The following is an 8796-nucleotide window of genomic DNA, read 5'->3' as shown; positions in this document are numbered from 1 at the left end:
ACCTCGTTGAACGACCCCGCGTCCAGCAGCAGCTCGATCCGCTCACGCGCGGTCAGCTTGCCCTTCGCACGCTGGGCCTCGGTCGCCTTGTCACTCGGTCCGCGCAGCGCCTGCTCACGGATCGCGTGCAACTCGGCCACGCGTCCACGCGCGTCGGTGGGCTCATCCCCGGGGGAACCGGCGGAGGCGGTGTCGTCCAAAACGGTCATGTAGCGACCTTACGAAGGCGACCAAGCAAAACGGGCCGTCGACTCCGTACAGTCTCCGGCCCGTTTTCCTGGTACCCCCGAACAGAACGCCATCGCCATGCAGGCGAAGTGACTGCTCAGGGCCCTGCCGTCTTGTAGGGGTCACACAAATGGCCCAGCTGAGAGTCACCTCACACCGATGGCTCACACATGCCACCCCCGGAGTGACGCGCAGCCGCAGCCTACGGCCCGTGGCCACCACCGCGCCCCTGCCGGCGCAGGAGGACGCTCGCGGCTGAGAGCCGGCCGGTGTGCGCGGAAGGAGCCCCGCCGCTGGGAGCGGGGCCCCGGGGCCCGGTGGGATCAACTACCGCAGTGGAAGCGGGCGTCCCCCCAGTCGGCGTGGTCGTTGCCCGGGCCGTCGCCGCCGTCGCCCGTGATCAGGTCGACGTATTTGGCGCCGCTCACGTCAGCGGTCAGGGACCAGGCGCTGTCGGCGGCCTTGAGGACCGGCGACTGGACCTTCTGGGTGCCGTCGGCCTCGACGGAGAACTGCACGCTGCCGCGCGTCCCCTGCGAGTCGTCCTCACCGACCTCGGCGGTGAACGAGGTGCACTTGCCGCCGAGGTAGTAGCGGATCTTTCCGGGCGACGCGGTGCCGAGGCCCTTGGCGTAGACCGTGCCGTTGACGGTCAGCGGCTTGCCGTCGCCGGCGCCGGTCTCGCCGTTCTCCATGTCCTTCTCGGCGGGGCCCCAGCCGTTCTCCATGGCCGTCCAGTCCAGGTCACTGGCGTAGGTGTCCGTGGTGGGCGGCGGCGGGAGCGTGCGCACGGTGGAGCCCGCGGTCAGCGTCCGTGTGCTGTCGCCGACGGTGTACGTCGCCTTCGACGTGAGCTGGTACGACTGGTACTTGGCGTCGACCGGCGGGGTGACCTGCCAGGTGGCCGTCGCCTTGGCGCCGGGTGCGACCGGGTCGAGCGTCACCGGGCCCGCGGGCTCGGCCTTCCAGCCCTCGGGCAGGTCGAGCGAGACGGACGCGCCCTTGACCTCGCTCGCCTCGTAGTTGGCGAAGGTGGCCTCGACCTTGTTGGGCTGTCCGGGCTCCAGGGTCTCGTCCGACTTCAGGGCGAGGGTGCCGCAGGCCGCCTTCTCCTTCGCCGGGCCGAGGTCGGTGACGGTGAAGTCGTCGAGGACGAAGTCCGCGCCGTCCGGGGCCCCTTCGAGCTTACGCAGGCCGGTCCAGCTGTCGCCGCAGCCCGCCGTGACGGTGCCCTCGTAGTGGCCCGTGGTGCGCTGCTGCCCGATCGGGGTGCTCGCGGTCTCGACCTGGTCGGGGGTGCCGTCGGCGGCGATCCGGTCGTAGCCGCTCACCCACTGGTAGGCGCCCGCGTCGCTGGACTGGTAGTCGAACGCGACCTTGTAGGCGTGCCCGTCCGTCATCGGCACGTCGGCCGTGGAGGTCCGGTAGACGACGCCGGTGTTCTCCTCGTGGGCCTTCAGGGACTCGTCGCCGTCGAGGACGTCGTCGATGAGCTTCCCGTTCCAGCCGGCCTGCGTGTACGGGGCGTGCTTCTGGGCGATGTGTGTCCGTGGGTCGGTGACACCGCCGGCGTCACCCTTGTCGAAGGGGCCCCAGCCCTGGTCGACGCCCTCGAAGTCCTCGTGCACGACGGTGCCGGGCTTCGTCGTGGGGGCGTTGCTCACCAGGCGTACGTCGTCGACGCGCACCCTGGCGGACGAGCCCTTGGCGGCCTCGATCCGTACGGTGGTGGCGCCGCTCGCGGGCGCGGTGAAGTTGACCTTCACGCGCTGCATGTAGGTGCCGGCCCAGTCGTTCGAGGCGACGCTGTTCTCCAGGGTGGAGTGCTCGACCGCGACGGACTTACTGCCCGCACCGAGTGTCGTACGGCGGGACTTGCCGGGTTCGACCTCGACCCAGGCGGAGGCGGTGTAGCGCTTGCCCGCGTCGAGTCCGCTCACGCGCTGCTCGATCGCGGCGGTGCCGGTACCGCTCAGGGCGGCGCTGTTGCGGCCGTGGTCGTCGGTGTCGCGCTTGACGGTGCCGGACGTGTCCCAGGCTGCGAGACGGGCGTCGTTGAAGCCGGGGTCCTTGACCTGCGTGCCCTCGCCCCAGGCCGGGTCGACGGCCTCGGGGGTCTTGTCCGCCGGGTAGAGCACGTAGGGCTGCTTGGCGTCGGCCTTCAGCGTGACCTTGCCGTCGGCGGCGCGCACGGTGCCGGTCTTCACGCGGCCGTTGTCGGTGAGTCTGTAGACCACGTACGACGCTCCGGGCACGGCCCAGCTCGTGGTGCCGCCGTCCTTGTTGTAGTGGTAGAGCTTCTTGCCGCCGTCCCACGGGAGCAGGTAGGCCGTCCCGTCGAGGACCTTCCTGCCGTCGTCGTAGAAGGTGCGCTTTCCGTCCTCGACCGTGCCGCGCAGCCCGCCGGTGAAGGTGACGTCGTTGCCGTTCCAGCGGGTGATCTGCTGGTGCTGGAGGAACTTGGCGGGCAGGTCGCGCTGCCAGACGTTGTCGTAGAAGGTGTTCCAGTCGTTCTCGCCGGTCCAGCCCTCGAACTCGGCGATGGCGCTCTGGCCGAGGACCGGGTCGTTGTTCCAGACGTCCTTCTCGCCGTTGCGGATGAAGCGGATGATCTTCGAGTTGAGGCCCTTGTTCGTGGCGCCGCCGTAGTCGAGGTCGTTGGCCCAGTGCGACCACAGGGACTCGCGCTCGAACTTGTCGGCCCACTCGGTGGCCAGGTTCCAGCCCTGCCCGCGGACGGCCTGCGCGGTCTTCTCGGCGATCCAGCCGTGCGTGTAGTACACGTCGATGTAGATCGTCGTCAGGTTCGGGTCGGTCTCGTCCCGCAGCTGCTTGAACCGGGCGGCGAGGTCGCCGCTGTTGATGTCGCGGCGCTGGTCGATGTAGTAGCTCTGGTCGAGCCAGTTCCAGCCCGGGGCCTTGGGGTCGACGAGGTCGCCGGTGAAGTGCTTGGCGACGGGGTACGCCTCGGTGGCGTTCACGTGGACGCCGAAGCTGGTGCCGAACTTCTTGCCGCCCTTGAGCAGCTTGTTGAGGTCCTTGAGGCCGCCGGCGCGCTTGTTGATGTTGCCGCCGTAGTCGGGGTGCGCGGAGTCGTGGCCCTCGGAGGCGTAGCCCTTGAGCAGGGCGAACTGGCCGAGGTTGTCGGTCGCGAGCGAGATCCGCTTGACGTCGTCGAGCGTGCGCAGGAAGGGGTGCGTGGCCTGGCTGGCGAAGTTGAAGGGGATGTGGGTGATGACCCGGTCCGCCGTGCCCTCGCTGCCCTTCGCCTGCACGCCGATCGAGTGGAAGGCGACCGCACCGTCCTGCCAGTCGACCTTGCCGTCGCCGTTCGCGTCGGGCGTGACGACGACCTTGGCCCACGGCAGGTCGCTGCCGGTGGCGGGCTCGGGGGCGCCGTCGCCGCGGTAGGTCCACTGGCCCGACCAGACGCCGACGCGGGTGGAGCCGTCGGCCGACTTGCGCGCCTGATGCCAGAAGCGGGCGTCGTCGCCGCCCGTCTTCCCGCTCGGCTTGTCGTACGTCGAGTTGGACTCGACGGCCGCGGCGAGCCGCCCGGTGTTGACGAGGGCGTACGAGGCGCCGACGGGCGAGGCGTCGGCCGTGGTGTCCGCCGTGACCTTGGCGAAGACGTCGGCGGTGCGCGTCGAGTCGTTGTCCAGCGTCGTGAACGCGGTCTCGGCGCCGCCGTCCGAGCTGCCCACGGAGACGAGGTCGTGCCCGGGTATGTCGATCGTGCCGACCCGGAAGGCCGCGGTGTCCCGCACGGCGGTCACCTTGAAGGTCGTCGCGCGCCCGCTGACGCTGAGCGAGGCGTCGATCTCGACGCCCGCGAGATCCGGGAAGGTCAGCGTGTACGAGGCCTTGGACCCCGTGAGCACCGGGGCGCCCTTCACGGCGACCGTGTACGCCTTGCCGTTCAGCGTGACCTTGTCCACCGGGCTCGTACTCCCCAGGAGCTCGGCCCCGGAAGCGCGGTCGGTGTACGCCAGGACGCGCGGGAAGTCGTCGGCGACGGCGACGGACAGCTGCGCGGATCCGATGACGGCCTGCGCCACGGCGGGCGCGGGGTCAGCGGCGGCCGGCAGTACGGGGCCCGTGAGGGCGAACACGGCGGACGATGCGGCGGCGACTGCGACCGCGCAGGCGGCGCGAGATCTTCGTGACATAGGGGACTGGGTATCGGGGGCGGGCGCGGCCGGTCAACGGACTCGGCGCTTCCGGGCGGCGGCAGTCCAACAACCGCCGCCCGGAAGTCCAAGTCAGCGCCTGCGGGCGCCGGTTGGATCAGCAGCCGCCGCAGTTGTAGTAGAGGACGTCCCAGTGGTTGCCCTCGTCGGCGTAGATGTTGCCGGAGCCCGACTTGTACTGCGGCGCACCGTCGCCGCGCAGGCCGATGTAGGTGAACACGTTCTTGATGTAGCTGGTGACGCAGGTGTTCTTGCCGTAGTCGAGCTTGTAGCCGTTCCAGTGCGAGTAGGTGCCGCTCGCGTGGCCGGTCTCGGTGCCGCCGGTGATGTTCAGGGCGCAGCCGGTGGCGCGCTTGAGGGTCTGGGCACCCTGCGCGGTGGCGAGGTTGAGCTGCTCGAAGGACGTACACGTGGGGTTGTTGCGGTCGGAGCAGCCGCCGGACGACGACCAGGTGATGCCGACCTCGCGGAACATCGAGGTCGCGGTGGCGTGGCTGATCTTGGTGGCGGCCTGGGCGTCGGTGGCGGAGCTGAACACACCGAAGCCGGGGGCGAAGAGGGCGCCGAGTACGAGCGCGAGGGCGCTCACGACCGAGCGGATTCTCATGGGGAGGAGGTCCTTCCTGCTGGTGACCGTGCTGACGGTGAGACGGCTGTGCAGGTGGAGCAAGGAGATAGTGCCCGAGTTCTACGCGCGTCCGCCAGAGCGCGTCCGATGACGACAGGGTGTAATCGAGGAGACACGAGGAGCTTTATGTTGAAAGTTGAACAGAACGGCGCTACAGTCGTTCTCGTTGAACGTTAAACATTCAACGGACTCCCCCGCCCCGCCCCGTCCCCAAGGAGCAGTCATGGGTCTCTTCAGCCGCAAGAACGACAACGCCACCCCCGCAGCCGCCGGCACCGCCGGCCCTGACCTCGCCGCGCTGACCGGCGACTACGCCATCGACCCCGCGCACACCACGATCGGTTTCGTGGCCCGCCACGCCATGGTCACCAACGTCAAGGGCTCGTTCACCGAGTCGTCGGGCACCCTGCACCTGGACGGCGCGGACCCGGCGAAGTCGACCGCGTCGATCGACGTCACGATGGACAGCATCGACACCGGCTCCGCCGACCGTGACACCCACCTGAAGAGCTCCGACTTCTTCAAGACGGACGAGTTCCCGACGATGACGTTCCGCTCCACCTCCGCCGAGTCCCTGGGCGGCGACGACTACCGGATGACCGGCGACCTGACGATCCTCGGCACCACCAAGCCGGTCACGATCGACCTCGAGTTCAACGGCTCGGCGACGGACCCGTTCGGCAACGAGCGCGTCGGCTTCGAGGGCAAGGGCGAGATCCTGCGCTCCGAGTGGGGCCTGACCTGGAACGCGGCCCTGGAGACCGGTGGCGTCCTCGTCTCGGACAAGATCAAGCTGACCTTCGACATCTCGGCGATCAAGAACGCCGCCTGACGCTGCCGCCGCGAGCCGGACCCCTCACGGCTCCCCGCACCACGAGCACGCCCGTCCTTCCCGTCCCCCGCGGGCGAAGGGCGGGCTCTCGTCGTATACGGGGGTCTGCGCGAGCGGCAACACGCGACGCAGCAAAGGAACTTGAAGGCTACCTTCCGGTAATCCCGTCACTTGAGACGACTCATTACTCTCCCTTCACTTGGGCATCACACGGCGCTACGCTGCGTGCGACTGCCGGACGACCGACTCCCGCTCGAACCGACTCCGCTCGTCCTCCCAGGGGCCTCCCCCCACCCCGTCGCGCCCCGGTGGCGCCACAGGGCAGGCCGTCTGCCGCTCCCCGAAAGGCGCCACCGTTCCCATGAGCACGAACAGAGGGCTTCAGGCCAATGCCCTCGGCACCTCCGACAGCATCGTGATGGCAGTGGCGGGCAGCGCGCCCGCCTACTCGATCGCCGCCACCACAGCCGTGCTGATCGGCACGGTGGGCCTCGCCGCACCGGCCGCGCTCCTCTACTGCGCGATACCCATGCTCGGCATCGCCTGGGCCTTCAACTACCTGGGCCGCCTGGACGTCAACGCGGGCGCCAGCTACTCCTGGGTCGGCCGCGCCCTGCACCCCTTCCTCGGCTTCATCAGCGGCTGGTCCCTGGTGATCTCGGCGACCATCTTCATGGTCGCGGGCTCGCTCCCGGCCGGCGCCATGACGCTCGAACTCCTCGCCCCCTCCCACGCCGGCGACACCGCGCTCGCCGCCGCCGTGGGCGCGGTCTGGTTCCTGGCCATGCTGGTCGTCGTGCTGATGGGCGCCAAACTGACCGTCCACGCCCAGCTCCTGATGTCCGGGATCGAGCTGGTCATCCTGCTCGCGGTGGCCGTCGCCGCGCTGTTCAGCGACAAGCGGGTCACCGAATTCTCCTGGTCCTGGCTGGGGTTCGGGCACTTCGACGGGGCGTCCGGGTTCGCCGCGGGCGCGCTGATCGCCGCGTTCTACTACTGGGGCTGGGACGTCACCAGCAACCTCAGCGAGGAGACCCGTAACAGCCGCAAGACCTCGGGGCTCGCCGGGCTGATCGGCGTCGGCATCGTGTTCGTGCTCTTCGAGGTCTTCACGATCACCACGAACATGCTGCTCACGCCCAAGGAGATCGCGACCAGCGACAACATCCTGGGGCTGCTCGGCGAGCGCGTACTGCCGGGCCCCGGCGGCGAGTTGCTGATCGTCGCGGTGATGCTGTCCACCATCGCCACCCTGGAGACCACGCTGATCCAGGTGACGCGCTCCCTCTTCGCGATGGGCCGCGACCGCACGCTGCCCTCCGCCCTCGGCAGGTCGCACCCGCGCCGGCAGACGCCGTGGGTCGCGATCGTCGTCGTCGGTGTCGTCGCCCTCGCCCTCTTCGTGGCATCGACCGCGCTCGGCTCGGTCTCGGCCGTCCTGGAGGACGCCGTCGCCGCGATCGGGCTGCAGATCGCGGTCTACTACGGGCTCGCGGGCCTCGCCGTCGTCGTGGCGTACCGCAAGCTGCTGTTCAAGTCGGCGGCCAACTTCTTCTTCGGCGGTCTGTGGCCGCTGACCGGCGCGCTCTTCATGATCTGGGTGTTCGTCGAGTCGCTGGGCAGCCTGTCGGGCACGGCCGTCGTGATCGGAGTCGGCGGCATCGCCGTGGGCCTGGTCCCGATGCTCTGGTACCGCGCCAAGGGCTCCGACTACTACCGGCCCGCCCGCCTGGACGCGGCACGCTCGGAGCAGGTACACGCCGAGTACGGGGATCAGGCGCCGGTGTACGCGGCGTCGTCCGGCGACACCCTGTCCACGGACTTCTGAGCGGCACCCCCTCCTGCGGACCGGCCATCCGGACCGTCCATCCGCCCCCAGGACCACCACCGACTACTGACTGGCGAGGACGCCGATGACCGTCCGTTTCGATCCCACGAACGGCGACCGGGCCCTGGCGGAGGCGCGCGCGGACATCACGATCGGCCGCTGGCAGGGACTGCCCGAGCTGTGCGCGGCGTCCGGGTCCGACTGGGACCGGCGGACCTTTCGGATGCGGCTGCTCGCCCAGGCCACCGCGGGCACGTCCGTCGCCGAGTCCTGGCACGAGTCGCAGCCGCAGAACGCCGACGCGCTGGTCCTGCGGGCCGAGACCGAGGTGATGCGGGCGTTCAACCTGGCGATGGCGGCCGGCCCCGGGAACACGGTCGACCCGGACCAGCTGGAGCGGGCCGTGCGGACCGCGCTGCGGGCGGCGGAGGCGTTTCCCGCGGATCCGGTCCCCTGGGTCTCGCTCCTGACGGTCGCCCGACTGTTCCCCGGCGGGCATCCGTCCATGGAGCACTGGTGGAAGGAGCTGCACCAGCGCGACCCGTACAACCGCGAGGGCAACCACCAGGTGCTGCGCCATCTCTCGGCGCGCTGGCACGGCTCGCACGGCGTCATGTACAACTTCGCCCAGGACGTGACGGCGACGCTCGCGCCCGGGTCGCCCCTCGCCGTGCTGCCGCAGGTCGCCCGCATCGAGGAGTACCGCTATCGCGTCGAGCGGGAGGGCGCCCAGGCGATCGGCCTGCTCCAGTTCTGGAACAACGAGAACTCCGCGTCGCAGGCCCGGCGTACCTGGCACCTGTGGATCACGCAGCGGCAGTACACGTACGCGCAGGACGTCGCGGACCTCAACACCCTTGCGCACGCGTGTTGTTACGCGGACCTGAACGGCGAGGCCACGCATCTCTTCCGGCTTCTCGACGGGCACGCGACCCGTGTCCCGTGGTCGTGCCACGGCGCCCCGGAGGAGACCTTCACGCGCTGGCAGTCGAAGCTCCTGGACTGACCGGACCTCTGCGAATGTGACGTGGACCACAAAGCTCCTCTGTGATGTCACATTCCGGCCCGCCCCTTCCGTCCAAGTGGTGAG

General features: G+C 69.7%; 5 protein-coding genes and 1 pseudogene. 3 read left to right on the top strand and 3 right to left on the bottom strand.

What is annotated here, in order from left to right:
- The 3 genes and pseudogenes from ACWIGU_RS31585 to ACWIGU_RS31575 all read right to left on the bottom strand — a co-directional run.
- Positions 1–209 (bottom strand): annotated as a pseudogene (locus ACWIGU_RS31585) (methylmalonyl-CoA carboxyltransferase); the annotation flags it as partial.
- 342 nt (positions 210–551) lie between these two features.
- Positions 552–4397 (bottom strand): endo-alpha-N-acetylgalactosaminidase family protein, encoded by a 3846-nt coding sequence (locus ACWIGU_RS31580; protein WP_454405080.1) that lies wholly within the window; start codon positions 4395–4397, stop codon positions 552–554.
- Between the two features lie 118 nt (positions 4398–4515).
- Positions 4516–5025 (bottom strand): hypothetical protein, encoded by a 510-nt coding sequence (locus ACWIGU_RS31575; RefSeq protein ID WP_454405079.1) that lies wholly within the window; start codon positions 5023–5025, stop codon positions 4516–4518.
- A 244-nt stretch (positions 5026–5269) separates the two neighbouring features.
- On the opposite strand from ACWIGU_RS31575, the gene ACWIGU_RS31570 reads away from it, so the two are divergent.
- From ACWIGU_RS31570 to ACWIGU_RS31560, 3 genes are all read left to right on the top strand, one after another.
- Positions 5270–5878, top strand: a complete 609-nt coding sequence (locus tag ACWIGU_RS31570) for a YceI family protein (protein ID WP_454405078.1) — start codon at positions 5270–5272, stop codon at positions 5876–5878.
- A 361-nt stretch (positions 5879–6239) separates the two neighbouring features.
- Entirely contained in the window at positions 6240–7706 is a 1467-nt protein-coding gene (locus ACWIGU_RS31565; protein WP_454405077.1) for an APC family permease, read from the top strand.
- Between the two features lie 85 nt (positions 7707–7791).
- Entirely contained in the window at positions 7792–8712 is a 921-nt protein-coding gene (locus ACWIGU_RS31560; RefSeq protein ID WP_454405076.1) for a hypothetical protein, read from the top strand.
- Positions 8713–8796 lie beyond the last annotated feature (84 nt).

It is taken from the genome of Streptomyces sp. NPDC055400, from assembly GCF_053644375.1.
The sequence above is the reverse complement of the archived record's forward strand: the minus strand, read 5'-3'. Positions and strand labels throughout refer to the sequence as shown.

Coding starts and splice junctions, on each gene's coding strand:
- ACWIGU_RS31570 (WP_454405078.1), top strand. CDS start 5,270: ATGGGTCTCTTCAGCCGCAAGAACGACAACGCCACCCCCGCAGCCGCC.
- ACWIGU_RS31580 (WP_454405080.1), bottom strand. CDS start 4,397: ATGTCACGAAGATCTCGCGCCGCCTGCGCGGTCGCAGTCGCCGCCGCA.
- ACWIGU_RS31565 (WP_454405077.1), top strand. CDS start 6,240: ATGAGCACGAACAGAGGGCTTCAGGCCAATGCCCTCGGCACCTCCGAC.
- ACWIGU_RS31575 (WP_454405079.1), bottom strand. CDS start 5,025: ATGAGAATCCGCTCGGTCGTGAGCGCCCTCGCGCTCGTACTCGGCGCC.
- ACWIGU_RS31560 (WP_454405076.1), top strand. CDS start 7,792: ATGACCGTCCGTTTCGATCCCACGAACGGCGACCGGGCCCTGGCGGAG.